Raw genomic sequence first — 22934 nt, forward strand, 5'->3', positions numbered from 1 at the left:
CCCTCTGCAGATTCCGGCAGTCACAACCATAACCCCTCGCTGTAAGCACTCGGCGGGGTCCGGCAGGTTCGGTTCCCCTGCGGCTTGCAGCCCATGAATAGGAATCTTTGGATAACAAGGTCACGGTCATGAAAGAATGCTCGACTCCGGCACAAATCAAGGCTTGCAGGGCTTTGGCCCTGGAACGCAATCGTCAACTGTTCGAAGACGCCCACGCCCTCAACCGCGCCGCTTACGAGCTTCTGGAGGCGGACAATCTGGACCTCGAACAGTTTGAGCACTATCGAGCCATGCGCCGCAAAGCCGATGCGAAGTTCGCCGAAGCCATCGATCACTTGTGCGTCCTCAACGAGGACTTCCCGCCGATTCCGATGTCGCCGCATCACTCGCAGGAGTTGCGTCGTAAGCTTGAAACCGTCGAATAAAGCGCACAGGAAAAAGCCCGGCTGCGAAGTCCGGGCTTTTTCTTTGGGCGGCGTTCAGCCGCCGGGGTTGGTCACCTGAATAAACACCGCGTAAGTACCCAGCAGTATCCAGAACGTGGCGAAGATCCATGGCGTGCGCACCGAAAACAACAGCGACTTGCGATAGCCCTTATGGCTGGATTCCATTTCACTGAACAGCGGCGACTCGTCGTACGCCATGCCCATGATCGGCTCGCTGCGCAACAACTCGCTCTGCTTGTAGTGCCAGTGATCGATGATGTCGTACGCGGCACGAATCCCCGGCCAGGCATTGAGCGAACTGAGCAGCCCGAGCAGTGCGAGGAACGGCGGCACCACCAGCGTAAACAGCTTGCCCCACTCGGGGTTGAGGTTGGCCATGCACGAGGCAAAGGCAATCACCAGAAACGACTGCGCCGCCAGATAGGCGTCAGTGCGGTTGGCGAGGATGCTGGTTTCGTACTGGATTTCCTTGCGATAGAAATCCAGCCGTTCCTTGGGTGAGCCGAACATCTTGGCGTCGTGTTCGGTCAGGTGCTCTTCTGCGGTGGGCTGGGTCAGTATGCGAGGCAAGGGACGCGCACTCCATGGCGGGTAAACCTTTTAGAAGGCCCTCGCCACGGACAAGTTCAGACGGATTCACTTCATCGACTGCGCGATGATTTCCACCAGGTTCAACTGAGTAAAAGGCTTGGGCAGACGTGGCAGTTGCGCGGCGAAGCCTTCAAGACGTTCGGCGTAGCCGGTGGCCAGAATGATCGGCAGATCCGGCTTGAGCAGACGCACTGCATGCGCCAGTTGTGCGCCGCTCATCTGCGGCATGGCCATGTCAGTGATCATCAGATCGATGACTTCACCCTGCTCGAACAACTTCAGCGCCTTGGCCCCGGATGTCGCGTTGACCACACGATGGCCGAGGTCTTCGAGCAGCAGTGTGGTGCTGGTCAATACCAGCGAGTCGTCGTCCACCACCAGCACGCTGAGGCGTGGCACCAGAACCGCTTCGACCGCCGGATAAAAGGTTTTTGCCGTCACGCTGGCTACCGCCACCGGTATCCATAGTTCAGCGGTGGTGCCACGGCCCTTTTCACTCTTGAGGATGAAGCGTCCGCCGAGTTGTTCGATAAAGCCATGCACCATCGACAAGCCCAATCCGGTGCCCTTGCCCACGCCCTTGGTGGTGAAAAACGGATCTCTGGCCGAACCCAGCGTGGTTTCGTCCATGCCTTCACCCGTGTCGATCACGCTCAGGCACACATAGCGCCCCGCGGCCATTGACGAATGGCTTTGCTCAAGCACCACTTCCGGCTGCGCAGTAATGGTCAGGCTGCCCCCGTCCCCCATCGCGTCGCGGGCGTTGGTCGCCAGATTGAGCAGCGCCAGTTCCAGTTGGTTGCTGTCCGCCAGCACCAGTTGCAGATCCTCGGGAAACCGCGTTTCGATACGAATCCCCGGTCCAATCGAACTGCGCAGCAGCCCGGTGATGCCTTGCACCAGTTGCGGAATATCGACCGGTTCGGTCTTGAGTTCCTGCCGTCGGGCAAAGGCCAGCATGCGCTGGGTCAGCGACACGCCACGCAGCGCGCCTTGAGTGGCGTTTTCCAGCAGACGACTGTTTTTCGGGTCTTCACCGATGCGCTTCTGAAGAATCTCCAGATTGCCGAGAATCACCGTCAGCAAATTGTTGAAGTCATGGGCGATGCCGCCGCTGAGCTGACCGATGGCCTGCATCTTCTGCGCCTGAAACAGTGCTTCGCGGGTTTTCTCCAGGGCCAGTTGCGACTCATGGGCTTCGGTCACATCGCGGGTGATCTTGGCAAACCCGAGCAGCGTGCCGGTTTCGCCGCGAATGGCATCGACCACCACATGGGCAAGAAACCGGCTGCCGTCCTTGCGAACCCGCCAGCCGCGTTTTTCGAAGCGACCCTCACGGGCCGCAATCTCCAGCGCCCGTTGCGGCTCCCCGTTCTCGCGGTCTTCGGGGGTGTAGAAGATCGAAAAATGCTGGCCGATGATTTCGTCCGGCAAATAGCCCTTGATCCGCTGTGCGCCCTGATTCCAGTTGGAGACCCGGCCGTCAGGGCTGAGCATGTAGATCGCATAATCGCTGACGCCCTGTACCAGCAGGCGAAACTGCTGCTCGCTCTGCTTGAGGGTTTCTTCGGCCATTTTGTGATCGGTCAGGTCGCGGGTGATTTTGGCAAAGCCCAGCAGCGTGCCGTCCGGAGCGATGATCGGATCGATCACCACGTGTGACCAGAAGTGCGTGCCGTCCTTGCGCACCCGCCAGCCCTCGCCTTCGAAGCGTCCTTCACGAATTGCCGTGTCCAGCGCCCGTTGTGGCAAGCCGGCAGCGCGATCCTGCTCGGTATAGAAGCGTGAGAAATGCTCGCCGAGAATCTCTTGCTTCTCATAGCCCTTGAAGCGTTTGGCACCGGAGTTCCAGCTGGTGATGATGCCGTCCGGGTCGATCATGTAAATCGCATAATCGACCACCGCATCGATCAGCAGACGGAAACGCATCTCCTCGATCGCGGCAGTTTTGCTCGGGTTGTCACTCATCAGGTTCACCGCTGGTTTTCATTAGCGCAAGTATGCGGCAATCCAGCGCCATGGGAAGGTGCAAAAGCGCTTCCTTTCACGGTTTGATCTGAGGCCGGGTCTGCGCCGAGCGCCCACCAGCGCGGCAACAGTTGCTGAATGCGCGGTTCGGCGTAGCGGTCATCGATCAGCATCACCACGCCGCGATCCTGCCGCGTGCGGATCACTCGCCCGGCAGCCTGCACCACTTTCTGCACACCCGGATACAGATAGGTGTAGTCGTAACCGGCACCGAAAATCGCCGCCATGCGCCGTTTCAACTGCTCGTTGACCGGGTTGAGCTGGGCCAGTCCCAAGGTCGCAATGAACGCACCGATCAGCCGTGCTCCTGGCAGGTCGATGCCCTCGCCGAACGCACCGCCCAACACGGCGAAGCCGATGCCCTGACTGTCGGCGGTGAACTGATCAAGAAAGGCCTGACGCTGCCCTTCGGCCATACCCCGCGATTGCTGCCACAGATTGATCTGCGGATGACGTTCGGCGAGCAGGGTCAGCACCTGTTGCAGGTAATCGAAGCTGCTGAAGAACGCCAGGTAATTGCCCGGGCGCTCGCTGAACTGGCGGGCGATCAGCTCGACGATCGGTTCCAGCGACGCCTGCCGATGATTGAAGCGCGTGGAAATGCGGCTGACGATCTGCACCTGCAGTTGATCGGCGCTGAACGGCGATTCGACGTCGATGCATACCGTGTCGGCGGGCGTACCAAGCAGGTCGGCGTAATAGCGCCGCGGGCTCAGCGTTGCGGAAAACAGCACGCTGCTGCGCGCCGCTTTCAGGCGCGGACCGATGAACGCTGCCGGCACCACGTTGCGCAGGCACAGCTGCGACAGCGGCCGTTTGCGCTCGAGGTCGCGCTTGCTGATGTCGAACAGGTAATGCTCGTCGAACAACTCCGCTACCCGGCCGAACTGCAGCATGTCGAAGTAGAAGGTTTGCAGCGCGCTGTCGAGTCCCTGCGGATGGTCGTTGAGGTAATCGCCAATGGCCGCGCTGCACAGGGACACCGCTTGCAGCAGTTTTTCCGGAGCCTTGTCGTAGGCCTGATACGGCGCCAGTTGCGGCTGATGCAGCGCGTTCCATTCACGGTTGACTCGTTGCAGGGATTTTTTCAGGACCTCGGGGGCCGTCTTGCGCACACTGGCCAGCGCGGCCTGATCGAGACTGGCGCTGTACATCGAACGTCCACGCTCGACCAGGTTGTGCGCTTCATCCACCAGCACCGCGACTTTCCACTGATTGAGCTGGGCCAGACCGAACAGCAACGCACTGAAATCGAAGTAATAGTTGTAGTCCGCCACCACCACGTCGGCCCAACGGGCCATTTCCTGGCTCAGGTAGTACGGGCAAACCGTGTGCTGGCGAGCCACTTCGCGCATCGCCGCCTGATCCAGCAGATTGATCCGGCTGGCCGCTTCACGGGCGGCGGGCAGGCGATCATAGAAACCCTGGGCCAACGGGCAGGATTCACCATGACAGGCTTTGTCCGGGTGTTCGCAGGCCTTGTCGCGGGCGACCATCTCCAGCACCCGCAACGGCAAGCGTTCAGACTGATCGAACAACACCTGACTGGCATCCAGCGCCAGTTTGCGCCCCGGGGTCTTGGCGGTCAGGAACAACACCTTGTCCAGTTGCTGCGGCGCCAAAGCCTTGAGCATCGGGAACAGCGTGCCGAGGGTTTTACCGATCCCGGTGGGCGCCTGCGCCATCAGGCAACGGCCGGTGCTGACGGCTTTGAACACCGATTCGGCCAGATGCCGCTGGCCGGGGCGAAAGTCGGCGTGGGGAAAGCTCAATTGCTGCGCGGCCCGATTGCGCGCCTCGCGATGGGCCATTTCCTGCTCGGCCCAATTCAGGAACAACCGGCATTGTTGTTCGAAAAAGTCTTGCAAGACTGGCGCAGTGAAGGCCTCGACCAGACAGGTTTCCTTCTCGCTGACGATGTCGAAATACACCAGCGCCAGATTGATCTGCTCAAGCTCGAGCTTGCGGCACATCAGCCAGCCGTAGACTTTTGCCTGCGCCCAATGCAGCTGGCGATGGTTGGCCGGCTGCTTGCTCAGGTCACCGCGATAGGTTTTGACTTCTTCCAGACAGTTCTGCGCCGGATCGTAGCCGTCCGCCCTGCCCCTGACTTTCAATTGCAGAAACTCGCCTTCCAGCGCCACCTCGCTCTGGTACTTGTCGCTGCGCCGCGAGGCCACTGTGCGGTGTCCGAGCATGCCTTCGAGCGCAGTCGGCGAAGGGGTAAACCGCAGGTCGAGGTCGCCGGTCTTGGCGGTGAACTCACACAGCGCGCGGACGGCAATGCTGTAGCTCAAGCGCTCTGCTCCGCCCATTGCACGTAGCACACGGCGACCGGCATCTGGTGTTGGTGGCAGAACTCCAGCCAGCGCAATTGATTGTCCTGCAGGCGGTCACCGGGGCCTTTGACTTCGATCATCCGGTAGGTCTTGTGCTGCGGCCAGAACTGGATCAGATCGGGCATACCGGCGCGATTGGCCTTGATGTCGAGCAGCAGGCGATTGAACCAGTGCTTGAGATGCTCGGCCGGCAAGCACGCCAGCGCCTGCTCCAGCAGTTGCTCATTCAAGGCGCCCCAGAACACGAACGGCGACTGCACACCCCATTTGGCGACGAAGCGCTCACGAATGGTCGCCGCATAACGGCCATCGTCGAGTTGGTCGAGGCAGGCCTGGAACAGTTCGGCGCGGCGTTGCTGGAAGTCTTCGTTGAGCAGATCCACCGGCCCGCGCTGAAACGGATGAAAGAACGCCCCCGGCAGCGGCGCAAAAATCGCCGGCCAGCACAGCAGGCCGAACAGCGAGTTGATCAGGCTGTTCTCGACGTAATGCACCGGGCCGCTGTCTTCGTGCAGATGCGCCTGCACATAAAACTCCACCGACAATCCCGGATCAGTGCGCGGCAATTGCAGATCGAGGCGCTCGACCGGGCGCGGCGTTGCGCGCTTGAGCGGTGGCCCGCCGAGTTTGCGTCGCAGCCGGGGCAGCATCCGCTGCAGGCTCTGCTGTTCGGCGGCGCTTTCCGGCGCCTGTTCGGCGAGAGTGGCAAGCTCCAGCGCCAGTGCGTATTCGCCGCAGCGCTCCAGCACCCGAATCATTCGCTGGCGGGCGCCGGGGTAGGCGCAATCGCGGTAAATGCTCAGCGCCAGGGCGAACTCCGTGATGCGCTCGCAATACTGGCCGATCTGGAACAGCACCTTGCCGCGTCGCCGTTGCAGCCACGGGTTGGCGAACTGCAATGCGCTGACCTGCTCGACAATGGTTTCCAACGGTTCACCGGCCTCGAAGCGTTGCTGGCACTGATGCAGGAACAGGCAGGCGTCAACGTCTTCACGGCTGCGCAGGCCACGGGAATCGGCGCAGAACTCGACTTTTTCGTAGGTAAAGATGCCGAGGTCGGCGAGGACGAATTCCGACCAGTCCTGGTACAGGTTGCCGAAGAACATCAGGCGCAGGCGGTCGCACAGGTCCATGATGGTCAGGCTGAGCAAGCGCTCGCCGAGTGTCGGCGCCCAGTCGGACAGGCTGCGCGATGCGCTGAACTGCTCGGCCAGCGCCGGCAGCCAGTCGTCCTTGCGCCCCTTGGGTTGTTCGATAAAAGCACCGAACGCTTGCAGGAGTTCGGCCTTGAGCAACACCTCGAACACTTCGGCCACGCTCAACAGAGCCTGATCGTCGAGCCAGCCGTGACTCAGCAACGGCTGCGCGGCGTCGCTGATGTCCCCGATTTCCGGGTAGTTGAGTTTGCCGAGGCGGAAATGCACGCCCTTGCGCATTACCATGCGCACCAGCAAACCCTGTGAGGCGCGTGGCAAAGCCTTGAAGTCGCGGATAAAGCCGTGCTCGGATTCGCTCATCACATCGGCATAGCGCAGCTCAAGCCAATCAAGCACTTGCCGGAAGTTGTTGAGGTAATAGAACGGATCGTCGAGCGGGTTGGCAGTCACGGGAATTCAGGGCCATGGCGAGCGAATACTGGTTATGCGTACAGATACCAGCTCTGCCCCGTCGCGTGCAAACGGAAAAAGATCAGTGGCAGCGGCAATCGGGATTTTTTCAGGGTGCCATCGAACTTTTCCCGGTTGGATGGCACCAACCGCGTTAGAGACCGAAGTCGGTCAATTGATATGGAATGAGGTATTTGAGGTGGGTATGAAGATCAAGACTCTGGGTATTCCCCTGGCGGTAGCGGCCCTGCTGGCATTGAGCGGCTGCTCGACGCCGACAGTGGTCACCTTGCAGAACGGCACCCAGTATTTGACCAAGGACATGCCGAAAACCAAGAACAAGGATGGGTTCTATGAATTCGAGGATATTTCCGGGACCAAGGTGAGAGTCCGCGGCGACGAGGTCGCGACGGTGCGCAAGGAAGACTGACACCCCGCTGTAGGTGTAGGAGCTGCCGCAGGCTGCGATCTTTTGACTTTGTTTTTCAAGATCAAAGTCAAAAGATCGTCCGATCGCGGCCCGAGCCTGCGGCAGCTCCTACAGGGGAAGTGTTATGCGTGTGGGTTATTCGAAAGCAGGCAGGCCCACAAGGCTGTGATCGCAACTGAAATGCTGCTCACCGCGCCGCGCCAGCTCGGCTTGCAGACGCCGGCAGCGTTCCAGATCCAGCTGGGTCATGCGGTCAATGCTCAGGTTGCCAGTGGCTTGCGCTTGTTTGCCGTCACCCGGCCGGAACGTCACGAACGGCTGTTCGGGCTGAATCTGAAACAGGCTTTTCTCTTCCACCGGCTCGACCACTTCGGTCTTTTCCGGTTTCGGCAGTTGATCGGTACTGATCCCGTAACGGCTCAGAATCGAGGTTGGCGGCAGATCGGCCCAGGCATTGGCCGATAACAGCGCCAGTCCGACAATCCCGACATACCCCTTGAACCTTCTCACGTGTGAATCTCCTGTACTCGATGGCGGCTAGCTATAGAACGTGTGGGCACGTGCTGGCTTCAGGCCGCTTTTGCTGTTTGCAGAGCTTTTGAGTCAGGGTGTGGCCATCGAGTCACTTTTGATACCGAGTAAAATCCTTCGCGAGCAGGCTCGCTCCCACAGGGGCTATGTGAACGACACAGGTCCAGTGTGGGAGCGAGCCTGCTCGCGAAGAGGCCCTTACCGGCGCCCTATCAACCTCAGGCGATCACAATTCCATCGGCACTGAGGCTATTCAGCGCCACTCCAACCAGCGTCACCGAGTCAGCGCCAAACTTCAGCACCGTGTCCTGCCCCACCATCGAGGCATGCGCGCGGAAGTCGTCGTTAGGCAACACACCCTGCACGCCAAGGAACACCAGTTTGTCGTTGGACGTAAAACCCACCACCCGATCCTGACCAAACGCGCCATTGAACAGGAACGTATCCGCCCCGCCCCCCGACTCCATCAGGTCATTGCCGGCGCCACCGACAAACACGTCGTTGCCGGCACCGCCGATCAAGTGGTCGTTGCCGTCCAGACCGAACAACCAATCACCACTGGCTTGGGCCTTGAGCGTATCGGCGCCGCTGGTGCCTTTGACGCTGGACGCGTACTGCGTGACGTTGTTGCCGACCTTCAGGCCGCTGGCCGTCACGCTGTGGGTCACGTCGTCCTTGAACAGGCCCCAGAGGAAGCCCGGCTCCTTGGTGACGATGCTGCCAATGTCGCGGGTGATGCTGATCCCGCCCTTGGCATCGCGGATGTACAGGTTGCCGGCGCCGTCGTTGGCGAAGTCGAACTTGTTCACCGACTGCTGCAAGTCGAGGGTGTTGTTGCCGGCGCCGCCGAGAATGACGTTGTAGCCGCCACTGTCACGGAAGGTGTCGTTGCCGGCGCGACCTTCGAGGTAGTCGTTGCCGCTGCCGCCCTGGATCAGGTCGTTACTGTCGCTGCCGATGATGAACGTGCTGCCCTTGTGGGTTTCGGCGTTGCGGTTGAGATCCTGCACCCAGGTGTTGGCCCGCGCCGGGTCCGACAGGTTGGCGACGATGATCGTCGAGTCCTTGCTGGTCAGATCGTAGAACTTTGACTCGATGATCCGGTTCATGCCGTCGCCGTAAGCAGTCGGCAGATGCGAGATCCAGGTCGGGATGTTGAGGATGGAGAACGGCAGCAGATTCCACGCGGTCGAGGCGTAGTGATCGTTGAAGCTGACGATGTTGTCGGTGGCCGATTCCTTGGGCGCGTCGTGCACGCCGACCGAGGCGCCGGTAAAGGTCGAGCCGTCGAGGGCGCGGAACACCGGATCGTTTTCGTAACCGACGTTGAGCACCTTGTCGGTGCCGCTCTGGGTCGGCGAGGCGTAGGCAATATAGTTGGAATCGGCGAAGAACCCGCCCCACTTGCCGCCGCTGAGGTCGGCCATGCTGTTGACCGCCAGCCCGCCGAGGCTGTGGCCGCTGACCAGCACGTCCTTGCCGCTGAGGCCGTTGGCCTTGGCGAACGCCACCACGTCATTCAGTAGATTGCCGAACGCTTCGCCGACGTAATTCTTGGCGTAGTCCTTGGGACCGAAGGCTGCCAGCAGATCGTTGATCACATCGCCGATGGAGTCGAGGATCAGGTTTTCCCGCGGGCCGCTGGTGCCGCGAAAGGCGATACCGATTTCCGTGAGATGGCCCTGGGCGTCGTACTTGCCGAGGATTTCCACCTGGGCGGTGGTGTAACCGGCCTTCTCGCCGAAGAAGGTTCCGCGCGCGTCGGTCTTGCCGTCGTAACCCAGTTGCGAGGCAGTGATCGGTGTCCAGCCAGCCTTTTTCACCGCGTCGAGGGCGAGTTTTTCCGAGTCGGGATTCCACGGAATACCGGGAATCACCCCTTGCGAATCAGTACCGCCGAGCAGTGCGGTCACCAACGTGGCGGGCAGGCCGAGACCGAAGCCGTTGTGCTGATAACCGGCGGCAAAGCCGTTATCGAGGTTGTGGTAGGAATACAGCGTGATCGCCATGGCATCGCTGAACAGCGCCTTGGAATCGGCTGTGCCGAAGTTCTTGTAGTCATACACACCCATTGCTATTGCCTCTCTTTTGTTGGAATTGTCAGAGATAGCTCACAGCCAGGGCGCCCCTCGCGGGCACGCCCCGGAGCATTTCAGTACTACTTGTTGCAGATCTTCCCTTGTGGGAGCGGGCTTGCTCGCGAAAGCGGCGTATCAGTTACAGCAATGTTGACTGACACGGCCCCTTCGCGAGCAAGCCCGCTCCCACTTTGGAGCTAGGCAAACACGAAAGACGAGTCCGACAGGTTAGCCACCCCAACCCCGACCAGGGTCACGGCATATTCGCCAATCTTCAGCACCGTATCAGCCCCCGACTGTGCAGCATGCTGCTTGTAGTCGTAGCCCTGCCCCGCGCCTTCGACGCCCATGAACACCAGTTTGTCGCTGCCCTGGTAGCCATTGATCGCGTCGAATCCGAACGCGCCGCTGAACAGGAAGGTGTTGTTGCCACCCACCGCCGTCATCACGTCATTGCCGGCGCCGCCGACGAAGGTCACGTGGCCTTTGTCGCTGATCAGCTTGTCATCGCCGCCCAGCCCGAACAGCCAGTCACCCTCGGCACTGGCGTGCAGTGCATTGCCGTACGCATCGCCGTTGAGCGAATGGGTGTACTGGGTCAGTTCGTTGCCATTGGTCAAACCCTTGGCCGTGACGCCCCAGGTGATCTCCTTGCTGCCCCACCACGAACCCGATTCCTTGCTCACCAGCGCGCCGATGTCGCGGGTCATGCTGATGCCGCCGTAGGCGTCGCGTACGTACAGCGTGCCGTCGCCGTCGTTGGCAAAGCTGAAGTTCTGCAGCGGTTTCTGCAGCTCGAAGGTGTTGTGGCCCTGACCGCCGAGCAGGATGTTGAAACCACCGTCATCACGGAAACGGTCATCGCCGCCCAAGCCTTCGAGGAAGTCGTTACCCGCCCCGCCCTTGAGCCAGTCGTTGCTCTGCGTGCCAATGATGAAAGTGCTGCCGGTGTGTGGCTCGCCACTGCGCCCCAGATCCTCGACCCAGGTCTTGCCCCGGGACGCTTCCTCAAGGTTGGAGACGATGATGGTCGAGTCCTTGTGCGTCAGGTTATAGAACTTCGAGTCGATCACCCGATTCAAGCCATCGGCATAGCCCAACGAGCCGTGGGCCGACCAGCTCAGCGGATTGGCAATGCTGAACGGCACCAGGTTCTGCGCGGTGGACGCGTAATGGTCATTGAAGTTGACGATGTTGTCGGTGGTCGACTCATGCGGCTTGTCGTGCTTGCCCATTGAGCTGCTGCTGAAGGTGGTGCCATCGAGCACACGGAACACCGGATCGTTTTCGTAACCGATGTTCAGCACGTTGTTGCCGGTGCTGCTCTGGGTTGGCGACGCGAACGCAATGTAGTTGGCGTCCTTGAAGAACCCGCCCCAGTTGCTGGCGCTCAACTCGGCCACGCTGTTGACCCCGAGCCCGCCAAGGCTGTGACCGCTGATCAGTACATCTTTGGCGGCAATGCCGTGTGATACCGCGAACGCGGCGACAGCCTTGAGCAGATTATCGAAGGCATTTTTCGCGTAGTTGCTCGCGTAATCCGCTGGCCCGATGGCGGCCAGCAGGTTGTTTTTCAAGTCGCCGAAGGTGTCACTGAAACCAAGCCCGCCGGTGCCACGAAAGGCCACACCGATACCGGTCAGCTTGCCTGTTGCGTCGTATTTGCCAAGCACTTCGGCTTCGGCGCTGGTGAAGCCGTCCTTCTCGCCGAAGAACGTACCCTGCGCCCCGACCTTGCCCTGATAGCCCAGCGCTGTCGCACTGAGCGGTTTCCAGGCCGTGCCCGGCAATGCTTGCCCGGTCGGAGTGTAGGCATACAGCGTCAGCGCGATAGCGTCGCTGTACAACGCTTTGCCATCGGCATTCTTGTAATCGAACAGTCCCATGTTGTGCTCTCTCTTCCTTCAAAACCGGCAGCCCCCAAGGAACTGCCGGCATTGCCTTTAGAACTGCCAGTCGAGCGTCAGACCCACTCCGTGATCCTTCTCGTTGTTACCGATCAGTCCGTTATAGTCCAGATTAACCCGGACATCGCGATTGAGCGCCAGCCCGGCGCGTACACCGACCACGGCCGCATCACGATCCATCGACACACTCTGCACGGTGAACGCGCTGTTGCCATTGGCAAATGCCAGGTGGCTGTCAGCATCGACACTGCTCAGGTTGTGCTGCCAGCCCAGGGTCGCACCCAGTTCCAGCTGATGTTTGTCCGACAGCGCGAAGGTGCGTTTGGCGCGTACGCCAAGGGTCGACAGCACCACATCGCGGTTGTCTTCACTACCCTTGAGCGCCGCCGCATCCCCCTTCTCGGTGAAGCTGTCGGTGTTCAAGTGCACGTACGACAGATTGGCGAACGGCTCCAGATTCATCGGTTGCAGGCGCAGATCATAAGCCGCTTCGGTGAACACTTGGGTAGTCGCCGCATCGTGCTTGGTTTTCTGTTTACCGCTGACGTCACCGAATTGCAGGTCACGTTTCACATCCACGCGATGCCAGCTGTAGGCCGCACCGGCGGTCAGACGCAGCGCATCGATCTGATGCCCCAGGTACGCACCCAGGTGGTAGCTGTCGACCGAGGCCGACGAATGCGTGCCGCCGCCCATACCCAACGAGCTGTCGCTATAACCGGTAACGAAACCCAGACGCGTATCTTCAGCAATCAAGCCGTCGACGCCAGCCAGCAGCCCGCTGATGGAGCTGTTAGAGTCGGCATTTTCATGCCCACCGTCGCTCTTGCCCCACGAACCCAGGACCTTGACCCAGGCGTTGCTGCGATCGTCGGTCGGCGCATTGGCATTGAACAGATCACGCTCACGCAAACGCTCGCCCACGGCTTCACGCAGGTAGCGGCTGTCGTTGATCAGCAGCGTGCCGATGGCTGGATGGATCTCGCCGGACAGTTGCTGGAACGCTTGTTGCGCCGACGCCGCGTTCGGCGACAACAGCAGGGTTTCGAACAGCGCATTGCCCGCGCCCAGACGCTCGGCAGCCACGCCGACCGCACGCTGGTTCGGCGTCAGACCGACACTGGCGAACGACGCGCCATTGCGCCCCACCTCCAGTTGTACGCCGCTCGCCGAGTACGCCAGGGTGCCGCCGAGGAACGCGTAGTTCGGCAGCACTTGCCCGAACTGCCCCTGAATGCCACCGGCCGCTTGCAGGATGTTGAACTGAGTGCCGAGCAGACTCTGCACTTCAGTGGTGGTCAGCAAGGTCGGGCTGTTTTCCAGCGACAGACTGACCGTGGCGCCATCAATCACCGCTTTGCCGCCGGCAACGATCTTGTCGCTGCTGGTCGGCGATACTTCTACCGCGTAGGTCGAACCCGGTTCAAAGGTCACGTCACCGGCGACGTTCAGCGTGCCGATCGAGTTGCCCGGCGCGACGGTACCGCCGCTTTTCGCGGTCAGTGCGCCGATGCGGCCGTTCCCCCCGAGGATGCCGCTGTCGTTGACCGTGACCGCCGAAGCCAGCGAGCCGTTGATCGCCAGACGCCCCTGATTGACCAGGGTCGGGCCGCTGTAGGTGTTATTGCCGGTCATCACCAGGGTGCCGATGCCCTGTTTGGTCAGGCCGCCGTGACCGGAAATGTCGTTGCGCCAGGTGTCGAGGCCGCAAGTGATGTCGGTGCACAGGCGCTCGGTCGGTTTGCCCTTGTCGATGATCGCGCCAATGCCCGGCAAGTCCGCGACGAACTGCCCGGTACCGTAGGCACCCTGGATGCGGAACTCTTCCGGGATGTCTTTCTCGGTGACGAACATCGCCGGGCCATCAATGCCCTTGCGCAGGTTGATCATGCCCCAGCCGTACAAGGCGTCGATGCCCGGTGCACCGAGGTCGGTCGTGGTGGTACGCAACACCGTGGCGACCTGATCGCCAGTCATGTACGGGAAGCGCTCCATCAGCACCGCCATCGAGCCGGCCACGTGCGGCGCGGCCATCGAGGTGCCGTTGTAGTTGGCATAGCCAGTGGTCAGGTTGTCGGCGTTGGTGCCGCTGATGATCGAGCTGTAGATCTGCGTGCCCGGCGCCGAGACGCAGAAGCTCGCGGTGTAGCCGCAACGCGAAGAGAACGTGCTCATGATGTAAGGGTTGGCGCTGGCCAGGTCCGGGTTCTTCTGCAACGCGGCGACGGTGATCCAGTTCGGCGCGATGTCTGGCACGAAGTAACCGAGGCCGGCGATGGCGTCCGGGTTGTTCAGGTTGTAATCGTTACCGGCAGCGAAGATCGTCACGATACCGCTGCGGGCGGCGGCGATGGCGCCGTCGTAGGCACCGCCGGGCTTGGTGCCGAGCAGTGTGCGGATTTCGTTGAACTGCAATTGCGCGTCGTTGACGGTGAAGTGCGGATACGCCGGGTTGCGGCCGCCGAGGTCGAAACGGTCGGTGATGCCGATGCCCCAGCTGTTGTTGATGATCCGCGCGCCGCTGGCGATCAGCGCATCCCAACCGGCCTTGTACACCGCGCCGTCGTTGCCACGGACGATACCGTCTTCCGGGCCCGGGTCACCGTTGTCGGCGCTGATGATCTGCGCACCGAACGCCACCCCGTGCATCGGCCCGCCGTCGCGGCTGCCGGCGGCAATACCGCCGACGTGGGTGCCGTGGGCGCCGAGCTTGCCGTTGGAACCGACCGAGGGCGAACCGTCATAGCGAAACGCGTCCCCGGCTTTGACCGGGATGTACGGGTCGGTGTATTCGCGGATCCCGCTGGTGACCAGGGTGATGACTTTGTTAGCGCCGGAAAACTCCGGGTGCGCGGCGTACACCGGCTGGTCAAAGATCCCCAGTTTCACGCCTTTACCGGTGTAACCGGCGGCGTAGGCGTAATCCGCACCGATGGCGCCCAGGCCCCAGTCAGCCTTGAATTCGGCACTGCGCCAACTGGCGGGATCGCCAGTGCGGCCGCTTTCCACATAAGGCGCCGCGTGTGCGCTGCCCCAAGTGGTCAGCGCACAAATCACGGCGCAATTGAGCGTTTTCATGGCGAAGCGACCGCCCGTTTGCGCGGGGGTTTTGTTGTTATTCATCCAGCGACCTTCCTTAGTGTTGTTGCGAAAAATCCGTGTACTTCAATCTCATGAATGCTGCTTTTTGTGGCGAGGGAGCTTGCTCCCGCTGGGGCGCGAAGCGGCCCCCTGCATGTTTCCAGTCGAACCCGGTTTGGCGAATTTGCGACTGCTGCGCAGCCGAGCGGGAGCAAGCTCCCTCGCCACAGGTATGTGCTCCTACAGGGAGACGCGTACACCGTCCGTCAGAACTGCCAATTCAGGCTCAACCCAACCCCATGGCTCTTCTCGCGATTGGCCAGTTGCCCGTTGTAATCAAGGTTCACTCGCACGTCCTTGCTCAAGGCCAGGCTGGCTTGCACACCGACCAGCGCCGCATCACGCACCAGTGGCGAACTCTCGACCGAGTACGGCGTGCTGCCGCTGGCAAAGCGCAGATGTTGTTCAGATTCGATGTCGCTGAGGCTGTGCTGCCAGCCAAGATGCCCGCTCAGGTCCAGCGCCTGCTGATTCGACAGGTTGAAGCGCTTGACCGCGCGCACACCGAGCGTACTGAGCACCGCATCACGCAGGTCGCCAGAGCTTTTCAGCGCCGCCGCGTCACCCTTTTCGGTGAAGCCGTCAGTGTCCAGATGCACGTAAGCGAGGTTGGCGAACGGCTCCAGTGCCAGCGGTTGCAGGTTCAGCCGATAAGCCGCTTCACCGAAGACCTGAGTGGTGGTCGCATCGACCTTGGCTTTTTGTTTGGCGCTGACGTCGCCGTATTGCAGATCGCGCTTCACCTCGGCGCGATGCCAGCTGTAGGCCGCGCCGGTGCTCAGGCGCCAGGCGCCGATTTCATGACCGGCGTAAGCGCCGAGGTGATAGCTGTCGACCTTGGCCGACGAGTGCGTGTCCGACCCCATGTTCAGCGAGCTGTCGCTGTAACCGGTGACCAGACCGATGCGGGTCTGCTCGTCCAGCGCACCGTCAACACCGGCGAGCAAGCCACCGATCGAAGTGCTGTAGCGCGCCGTGTCGTTAGCGGAGTCGGTCGAACCCCAGGCACCGAGTGCCTTGATCCAGCCATTGCTTTGTGAGGCGCTGGCATCCTGCAGACGTTCGCCCACCGCGTCGCGCAACTGGCGGCTGTCATTGATCAGCATCGAACCAATTGCCGGGTAGATCTCCCCACTCAGTTGCTGGAAAGCTTGCTGCGCCGAGGCGGCAGACGCTGAGAGCAACAGGCTTTCGTACACCGAATTGCCAGCGCCCAAACCTTCGACAGCAGCCGCTACGGCGCGCTGATTCGGGGTTTGCCCGACGCTGGCGAACGAGGTTGCGTTGCGCTGGATGTCGAGCTGAATCGCGTTGGCCGCATAGTCGAGGTTGCCGCCGATGAACAGGTAGTCCGGCAGCACCGCGCCGAACCGGCCCTGAATGCCGCCAGCCGCTTGCAGAATGTCGTACGAGTGGCCGAGCAGGCTGCGAGTTTCAGTGGTGCTGAGCAGAGTCGGGCTGTTTTCCAGCGACAGGCTGACGGTCGCGCCGCTGATGCTCGCGACGCCGCCGGCGACGATGCGGTCGCTGCTGGTCGGTGACAGCTCCACCGCGTAGGTCGAGCCCGCGGCGAAGGTCACGTCACCGGCCACGTTCAAGGTGCCGATGGAGTTGCCCGGCGCCACACGGCCGCCGCTGTTGGCGAGCAACGCGCCGATCCGCCCGGAGCCGCCCAGGGTGCCGCTGTCGTTGACCGTCACCGCCGAGGCCAGCGAACCGTTGACGCTCAACAAACCGCCATTGACCGTGGTCGGGCCACGGAAAGTGTTTTCGCCGGTCAACAGCAAGCGCCCTGCCCCGGACTTGATCAGGCTGCCCTGATAGACACGCGTCGCTGCTGCGGCATCACGCGCCATACCGACCGCGTAGTCGGTCTGATCCTGCTGACTGGCGCCGGCCGCAATGCCGTTCTGCCAGCCCTTGTCCTGCAGGGTTTGCTGCCAGGCGCTGTGTTCGGCGAGGTCTTCGCGCTGACGCTGAATCAGTGCCTTGTCGGAGATGTCATTACTCCAGACATCGCTTTGCCCGGCCGCCAGGTTGGCATCGAACGCGCCAAGCAACTGCCCCGGCCCGCGCATCGCCCGATTCAGGTTGGCCACGCCCCAGCCGACCCGCTCGGTGGGTGCATCGGTGACCGAGCCGTCGAGTTGCGTGGCGGTGGTCAGCAGCACTTCGAGCGCCTGCTGATTGTTCATGTACGGATAGCGTTCCATCACCAGCGCCAGTGCCCCGGTGGCGTGCGGCGCGGCCATCGAGGTGCCGGACTTGATCGCATAATCGCCACCCGGAATGGTGCTGTCGATCTTCGCCCCCGGTGTGGTGATGCACCAGTATTTGGCGATGCCGCACTGGTTGTACTTCTGCTGATTACTCTGATCCAGCCCCGAGACCGCCAGCCAGTGGCCTTCGAGATCCGGCTGAAAGTACGGCAACGCCGAACGCACGCTGGCGTTCGGATAGCCGCTGTTGCCGGCGCTGAACACGTTGACCACGCCACGGCGCGAGACGTCCGCCGCTGCATCGAGCCAGGTGCCCTGATTCCAGTGTTGAGCATAAGCGGCATGCAGATCGGCCAGGGTGCGATAGCTGACATCCGGCGGCTGACTGCCCCAACTGTTGTTGATCGCGCGCACGCCGGCAGCGGCCAGGGCGTCGTAGGCCGCTTTGAAATAGCGCGGATCGGGTTTCGGGCCGAACAGAAAGCTGTCGTTGTTGTTGGTGTTGCCGACGTAGATTTGTGCGTTGTACGCCACCCCGTGCATGCCGGTGCCATCACGACTCGCGCCCATGGTGCCGACCACGTGAGTGCCGTGGGAATCGTTGTTGGGGTTGAGGGTGCCGTTGACGTTGAACAGCGAACCATCGACGTAACTGCCGGAGGCCAGCACCGGGTGATAGCGGTCGCTGGCGAACTCGGGATGGGCGGCATCGAAGCCGGAGTCGAGAGCGCCGATCTTCACGCCTTTACCGGTGATGCCGGCGGCGTAGGCCTGATCCGCCTGCATCCGCGCCAGGCCCCAGTCGCGCTGGAATTCGGCGCTGCGCCAACTGGCGGGATCGCCGGGCTTGCCGGTTTCAAGGTACTGCGCGTTGGCTTGCGCAATGGAAACTGCGAGCAACAGAGTGCCGACCGCTGCCGGCTTGATGCGTACGTCCATGTTCACCACTCACTTTTATTGTTTTATGCAGGCGCCGCAGGCTGTTAAAAGCCAGATCAAAAGATCGCAGCCTGCGGCAGCTCCTACAGGGATTGCTGTGTTCTATGTAGGAGCTGCCGCAGGCTGCGATCTTTTGCTCTGCTTTAAGCTCCTACAGGACTTTCCGTGTTACTGGGTTTTCGGGCCTTGTCCGAAGGCCTCATCCACCCGCGCCAGATCCTGTTCGTTCAAGGTCCCCGCGTAGTAATGCAGCTTGGTCCAGGCCATCAAGTAGTCGTAGCGTGCCTGAGCCAGATCGCGGCGGGTGGTAAATAGTTGTTGTTCGGCATTCAACGCATCGAGATTGGTCCGCTCACCGCCGAGAATGCTTTGCTTGGTCGACACCACCAGCGCTTCAGCCGAGGCCAAGGCCTTCTGGTACGCGCGCAGCTTGTTGACACCCGACAGGCAGGCGCTGAACTGGCGGCGCAATTCGATCAACGTCTCGCGAGTCTTGCCGTCGAGTTCGTATTCCGCCTGCTCCATGGTGCGGCTGGCCTGACGGGTCGAAGCCGACACCCCGCCACCGGCATACAGAGGCACGTTGACTTCAAAACCGATGGTATTGGTGTCATAGCGCTGGTTATAGGTGTTGCCGCTGTCCGATTCAGTCTGGCGGATCGAAGCATAGGCACTGACTTTGGGCATGTGCCCGGCGCGGTTGCGCTCCACTTCGTACTTGGCCACTTCAACCGCCTGACGCTGCGACGCCAGGTTCGGGTTATTGCTGATCGCCAGTTCGTGCCAGGTGTCGTAGTTGGCCGGCATCAGGGCGAAGGTCTGGAAATTCTGATCCAGTGGCGCCAGCTCGCTGATGTCCACCGTCGGCACGCCGACCAGCGCACCCAGCTCACGCAGCGCCGCGTCCTGCTCGTTGCGCGCCTCGATCTCTTCGGCGGTCGCCAGTTCATAGCGCGACTCGGCTTCCAGAATGTCGGTGCGCGTGCCCTCACCCTGTTTGAACATGTGCTCGTTCTGCTGGAACTGCTGCTCGTAGGCTTTCTTCTTGGCCTGGGCGATGTCGATCTGATCCTGGGCGAACAAGGCTTTGGTGTAGTTATCCAGCACCCGCACCAACAGCTCCTGACTCTTGCCGCGAAACGCCTCGTCGGCGAACAGCGACTGGGCCACGCCTTTGCGATATGCCGCATAGGCTTCGTAGTCGAGCAACGGTTGCTGCAAGGTCAGGGTCGAGCCGTAGCTGTTGTAGTTGCGGTCTTCGGTGAGGCTGCCGCGATTGGTCAGTTGCGTGGCCTTGGAGGTGTTATGACCACGGTTGTAGTTGTAACCCAGTCTCGGCAATAGCCCGGCGCGGCCGATGATGCGGTTTTCCAGGCCCGCGTCGCGCTCCTTGATCGCGCCGAGGAACACCGGGTCGTTACGCAATGCCTGCTCGTAGATCTCGAATGGCCCCATGGCCGCCAGCGCGCTGTTTCCTGCGAGCAGCGCGAACGCTGCTCCCAACATCGAAAGCTTATTCATACAGCCGAACATCCTTATTCTTCGGTCAACGCGGAGCCGGCCCGATCGAGCAGCGGTTTGAACAGGTAGTTGAGCAGTGAGCGTTCGCCAGTGCGCACGAACATTTCCGCCGGCATACCGGGCTTGATCACCAGACCGTGAAGCTTCTCCATGGCCTGATCACTGACGCTGCTGCGCAACACGTAGTACGGCACGCCGGTTTTCTCGTCGACCATCTGGTCGGCGGAAATCAGACTGACCTCACCCGGCACACGCGGGGTCTTGCTCTGGTTGAACGCGGTGAAGAGGATATCGACCGGCAGATGCGTGCCGACCTTGTCGATCAGGTTGATCGGCAAGTGCCCTTCGACTTCCAGGGTGGTGCCTTGCGGGACGATCTCCAGCAGGGTTTCGCCCTGACGCACCACGGCACCTTCGGTGTGCACGCCGAGGTTGACCGCCACTCCATCGGCGGTGGCAAGGATCTCGCTGTGTTGCAGGTCGAAACCGGCAGAAGTCAGTTGCTCGGACAGGGTCACGCTTTTCAGCTGCGCGTCGGCCAGTTGCGTGCGCACTTCCTTCTGGTATTCCTCGCCATGCTGTTGCAGTTTCAGGCGCGACTCGAGGATGCCCTGCTCGACCCGGCCGCTTTCACCGGTGTTTTCCGCCAGTTGCTGCTGCACTTGCGACAGCTGCCGCTGGTACTCCATCAAACGGTTGCGCGGGATGTAGCCGTTGTCCGCCAGCGGTTGCAAGTTGCTCAGTTGCTGTTGCAGCGAATCGGCCTGGGCATTGAGGTCGGTGCGCGCGCGTCGCATGCCCGCCAGTTGCGCGGTGGCGCCTTCGATACTGGCGCGCAGACCGGCCTGCTCGCGGTAGAACGCTTCGCGACGGCTGCTGAACAGTTGACGCTGACCTTCCAGCACCAGTGCCAGACGCGGGTCCGGGTCGTTGCTCAGCTCGGCGGGAAAGGTGATTTCTTTGAGGTTGTCGCGTTCGGCCTGCCAGCGCGCGAGGCTGGCCCACGCCATGCGGTATTGCGCCTGCAGCGACTGCACGTCGGCGGCGACCTGGGTCTGATCGAGGCGGAACAACGGTTGCCCCTGCTTCACGATTTCGCCTTCACGTACCAGAATCCGGCTGACCACGCCGCTGCTCATCGACTGCACAGCCTTGCGCTTGCCCGACACCACCACGGTGCCCTGCACCGGAATGCCTTGATCCAGCGGCGCCAGTGCGGCCCAGGTGAAGAAACTGCCGGCGCCGACGATGGCCAGAATCCAGCCCATGCGCGCGAAGAATTTCGCATCGCGCTCCGGGCGCTCGGTGACGTACGCGTGTTCCATGGAGGCTTCGTTTTCAGTGTTCATGCTGGCGCTGCTCATACACCCGAATTCCTTGTGGTGGGCTGGTACTGCCGGCTCATGCTGAGCCCGCCCGGTGCCTGCGCAGATTTTTCCCGTTGTTGTTCCTGGGCGCCGGACAGCGCCTTGAGGACATCCTGACTGTTGCCGAACGCCTGCAAACGACCATCGTTGAGCACCAGCAACTTGTCGGCCTGGGCCAATACCGAAGAACGGTGCGTGACCAGCACCACGGTGGTGCCCTTGGCCTTGAGCTGGGCGATGGCGCTGGCCAGCGCGGCTTCACCGACGGTGTCGAGGTTGGAGTTCGGCTCATCGAGCACCACCAGACTCGGATCGCCATACATGGCCCGAGCCAGAGCGACGCGCTGCTTCTGGCCGCCGGACAGGCCGCTGCCGTCCTCCCCCAGTTGGGTGTCGTAGCCTTGGGGCATACGCAGAATCATCTCGTGGACACCGGCCTGTTGCGCGGCGGCCACGACTTTTTCCGGGTTGGCTTCGCTGAAACGGGCGATGTTCTCGGCGATGCTGCCGCTGAACAGTTCGATGTCCTGTGGCAGGTAGCCGATGTATGGGCCGAGTTCATCGCGGTTCCAGCGATGGATGTCCGCACCGTCCAGACGCACAGTCCCGCCAAGGGTCGGCCACACGCCGACCAGCACCCGGGCCAGGGTCGACTTGCCGGAACCAGAGGCGCCGAGCACGCCCAGCACTTCGCCCGCGCCGATGCTGAAGTTGACCATCTGCAGGGTCGCCGCGCGCTGCCCCGGAGGGCCGGCACTGACTTGCTCAAAGGCAATCTGGCCTTTCGGCGCCGGCAACGCCATGGCGTCGTCACTCGGCGGAAACGCCTGCAGCAACGAGTCCAGACGACGGTAGGCCAGCTTCGCCCCGCTCCACTGTTTCCACACGGCGATCAACTGGTCGATCGGGCTCAGCACCCGGCCCATCAGGATCGAACCGGCGATCATCATCCCGGCGGTCATGTCGCCCTTGATCACCAGCAACGCACCCAGGCCGAGCACCAGCGATTGCAGGCACAGACGCAGGGTTTTACTGATCGAGCTGATTACCGCGCCAGTGTCGCTGGCCTGATTCTGCAGGCCAAGGAAGCGCGAATGCACACCAAACCAGCGCTTGCGCAACGCGCCAAGCATGCCCATGGCCTGAATGGTTTCGGCGTTATGCAGGTGGCTGGTCGCCAGTTGGCTGGACTTCTGCGAGTAACCGGCGGCTTCGCCCAGCGGCTTCTTGGTCATGTATTCATTGAGGCACGCCAGCGCGATCAGCAGCAGCGCCCCAGCGGTAGCGAGCACGCCCAGCCAGACGTTGAACAGGTAGATGACGAACAGATAGACCGGGAACCACGGAGCGTCGAAAAACGCAAACAGCGCCGGCCCGGTGACGAATTGGCGAATGTGGGTCAAGTCGCCCAGCGATTGCCCGGCATTTCCCTCACCCTTGAACAGGTTGCGTTCGAACGCCGCCTGATAGACACGCAGGTTGAAGCGGCGCTCCAGTTGGCTGCCGATACGGATCACGATGAAACTGCGCACTACCTCCAGCATGCCGATGAACGCAAAGAATCCAACGACCATCAAGGACAGCATCGCCAGGGTGGTTTCGTTCTGCGAAGACAGTACGCGGTCGTAGACCTGCAGCATATAAATCGAGGGCACCAGCATCAGCACGTTAATCAGTGCAGTAAAGCACCCGACGCTGATCAGAATGCCTTTATAGTCACCCAAAGCCTTGAATAAGGGAGCGGTGGCTGGGGCCTTCGCCATCTTCATTGATTATTCCTGAAATTATTC

Annotated in this window: 14 protein-coding genes; 2 read left to right on the top strand and 12 right to left on the bottom strand. The window is 61.5% G+C overall.

Annotation, left to right across the window (positions count from 1 at the left end):
* Positions 1–128: 128 nt before the first annotated feature.
* Positions 129–425, top strand: coding sequence for a hypothetical protein (locus tag M0814_RS16390; protein ID WP_103483562.1), 297 nt, complete (start codon positions 129–131; stop codon positions 423–425).
* Positions 426–479: 54 nt separating this feature from the next.
* On the opposite strand, the gene M0814_RS16395 is transcribed toward M0814_RS16390, so the two are convergent.
* The 4 genes from M0814_RS16395 to M0814_RS16410 form a co-directional block, all read right to left on the bottom strand.
* Positions 480–1016 (bottom strand): hypothetical protein, encoded by a 537-nt coding sequence (locus tag M0814_RS16395; protein ID WP_103483476.1) that lies wholly within the window; start codon positions 1014–1016, stop codon positions 480–482.
* 66 nt (positions 1017–1082) lie between these two features.
* Complete coding sequence (locus M0814_RS16400) at positions 1083–3005, bottom strand: PAS domain-containing sensor histidine kinase (protein ID WP_103483563.1); 1923 nt, start codon at positions 3003–3005, stop codon at positions 1083–1085.
* Positions 3006–3010: 5 nt separating this feature from the next.
* The gene (locus M0814_RS16405; protein WP_247868502.1) at positions 3011–5362 is read right to left on the bottom strand and encodes an ATP-dependent DNA helicase; all 2352 of its coding nucleotides are present in this window, start codon (positions 5360–5362) and stop codon (positions 3011–3013) included.
* Complete coding sequence (locus M0814_RS16410) at positions 5359–7011, bottom strand: VRR-NUC domain-containing protein (RefSeq protein WP_103483477.1); 1653 nt, start codon at positions 7009–7011, stop codon at positions 5359–5361. Before M0814_RS16410 ends, M0814_RS16405 begins: the two co-directional genes overlap by 4 nt.
* A 205-nt stretch (positions 7012–7216) precedes the next feature.
* Between M0814_RS16410 and M0814_RS16415 the strand changes: the two genes are divergently transcribed.
* The gene (locus tag M0814_RS16415; protein ID WP_103483478.1) at positions 7217–7441 is read left to right on the top strand and encodes a YgdI/YgdR family lipoprotein; all 225 of its coding nucleotides are present in this window, start codon (positions 7217–7219) and stop codon (positions 7439–7441) included.
* Between the two features lie 135 nt (positions 7442–7576).
* Here the strand turns inward: M0814_RS16415 and M0814_RS16420 are convergent, their stop codons facing one another.
* From M0814_RS16420 to M0814_RS16455, 8 genes are all read right to left on the bottom strand, one after another.
* On the bottom strand, positions 7577–7951 hold the full coding sequence (locus tag M0814_RS16420; protein ID WP_103483479.1) for a hypothetical protein: 375 nt from the start codon (positions 7949–7951) through the stop codon (positions 7577–7579).
* Positions 7952–8190: 239 nt separating this feature from the next.
* Positions 8191–10044 (bottom strand): polyurethanase, encoded by a 1854-nt coding sequence (locus tag M0814_RS16425; RefSeq protein WP_103483480.1) that lies wholly within the window; start codon positions 10042–10044, stop codon positions 8191–8193.
* Positions 10045–10247: 203 nt separating this feature from the next.
* Entirely contained in the window at positions 10248–11936 is a 1689-nt protein-coding gene (locus M0814_RS16430; RefSeq protein WP_103483481.1) for a polyurethanase, read from the bottom strand.
* A gap of 57 nt (positions 11937–11993) precedes the next feature.
* Entirely contained in the window at positions 11994–15080 is a 3087-nt protein-coding gene (locus tag M0814_RS16435; RefSeq protein ID WP_103483482.1) for an autotransporter serine protease, read from the bottom strand.
* A 224-nt stretch (positions 15081–15304) separates the two neighbouring features.
* Positions 15305–18256, bottom strand: coding sequence for an autotransporter serine protease (locus M0814_RS16440; protein ID WP_103483483.1), 2952 nt, complete (start codon positions 18254–18256; stop codon positions 15305–15307).
* A gap of 168 nt (positions 18257–18424) precedes the next feature.
* Complete coding sequence (locus tag M0814_RS16445; protein WP_103483484.1) at positions 18425–19789, bottom strand: TolC family outer membrane protein; 1365 nt, start codon at positions 19787–19789, stop codon at positions 18425–18427.
* 2 nt (positions 19790–19791) lie between these two features.
* A complete protein-coding gene (locus M0814_RS16450) occupies positions 19792–21141 on the bottom strand; it encodes an HlyD family type I secretion periplasmic adaptor subunit (RefSeq protein ID WP_003225006.1) in 1350 nt (449 codons plus the stop codon).
* Positions 21138–22913 carry a type I secretion system permease/ATPase gene (locus tag M0814_RS16455; protein ID WP_003225008.1) on the bottom strand — a complete coding sequence of 592 codons (1776 nt, stop codon included), beginning with the start codon at positions 22911–22913 and terminating at the stop codon, positions 21138–21140. Before M0814_RS16455 ends, M0814_RS16450 begins: the two co-directional genes overlap by 4 nt.
* Between the last annotated feature and the right edge of the window lie 21 nt (positions 22914–22934).

Source organism: Pseudomonas sp. MWU12-2020, from assembly GCF_023100605.1.
Classification (GTDB): Bacteria; Pseudomonadota; Gammaproteobacteria; order Pseudomonadales; family Pseudomonadaceae; genus Aquipseudomonas; species Aquipseudomonas fluorescens_H.

Bases quoted from the DNA above. Each gene is read 5' to 3' on its own strand.
- M0814_RS16390 (WP_103483562.1), top strand. From the start codon at position 129: ATGAAAGAATGCTCGACTCCGGCACAAATCAAGGCTTGCAGGGCTTTG.
- M0814_RS16400 (WP_103483563.1), bottom strand. From the start codon at position 3,005: ATGAGTGACAACCCGAGCAAAACTGCCGCGATCGAGGAGATGCGTTTC.
- M0814_RS16415 (WP_103483478.1), top strand. From the start codon at position 7,217: ATGAAGATCAAGACTCTGGGTATTCCCCTGGCGGTAGCGGCCCTGCTG.
- M0814_RS16425 (WP_103483480.1), bottom strand. From the start codon at position 10,044: ATGGGTGTGTATGACTACAAGAACTTCGGCACAGCCGATTCCAAGGCG.
- M0814_RS16430 (WP_103483481.1), bottom strand. From the start codon at position 11,936: ATGGGACTGTTCGATTACAAGAATGCCGATGGCAAAGCGTTGTACAGC.
- M0814_RS16435 (WP_103483482.1), bottom strand. From the start codon at position 15,080: ATGAATAACAACAAAACCCCCGCGCAAACGGGCGGTCGCTTCGCCATG.
- M0814_RS16440 (WP_103483483.1), bottom strand. From the start codon at position 18,256: ATGGACGTACGCATCAAGCCGGCAGCGGTCGGCACTCTGTTGCTCGCA.
- M0814_RS16445 (WP_103483484.1), bottom strand. From the start codon at position 19,789: ATGTTCGGCTGTATGAATAAGCTTTCGATGTTGGGAGCAGCGTTCGCG.
- M0814_RS16450 (WP_003225006.1), bottom strand. From the start codon at position 21,141: ATGAGCAGCGCCAGCATGAACACTGAAAACGAAGCCTCCATGGAACAC.
- M0814_RS16455 (WP_003225008.1), bottom strand. From the start codon at position 22,913: ATGAAGATGGCGAAGGCCCCAGCCACCGCTCCCTTATTCAAGGCTTTG.